The organism is Sedimentibacter sp. B4 (assembly GCF_000309315.1).
Taxonomy (GTDB): Bacteria; Bacillota; Clostridia; order Tissierellales; family Sedimentibacteraceae; genus Sedimentibacter; species Sedimentibacter saalensis.
The window spans coordinates 1-430 of sequence record NZ_CANG01000194.1 but is presented as its reverse complement, the minus strand read 5'-3'; the positions used below and the strand labels follow the sequence as shown (position 1 = coordinate 430).

The following is a 430-nucleotide window of genomic DNA, read 5'->3' as shown; positions in this document are numbered from 1 at the left end:
TAGAAGGTCGAGTTCGAGATCACCCAGGGCCCCAAGGGTCCGCAGGCCTCGAACATCAGCCCCATCTGATCAGCCTGAACGGACGGCCCCCGCGCTTCGGCGCGGGGGCCGTTCTGCGTCCCGCTGGTGCGAGAATCACCGCATGGCCGCGGACATCTTCTGCCAGATCATCGCCGGCACGCTGGACACGGAGGTGGTCTGGCGCGACGAGACGGTGGTCGCCTTCCTCGACCACCGGCCGGTGTTCAAGGGCCACGTGCTGGTCTGCCCGGCCCGGCATGTGGAGAGCCTGCTCGACCTGCCCGGTGAACTGATGCAGCCGCTGCTGACGACCGCCCAGCGTGTGGCGCGGGCGATGGGGCCCGCACTCGGCGCGGACGGCAGCTTCGTGGCGATGAACAACGTGGTCAGCCAGTCGGTGCCACACCTG

Annotated in this window: 1 protein-coding gene; it reads left to right on the top strand. The window is 68.8% G+C overall.

Translation table 11 applies throughout. The features are described 5' to 3' along the window. Positions 1-142: 142 nt before the first annotated feature. Positions 143-430 (top strand): HIT family protein (locus BN358_RS23130; protein ID WP_157593356.1); only part of this gene is annotated, 288 nt, incomplete at its 3' end.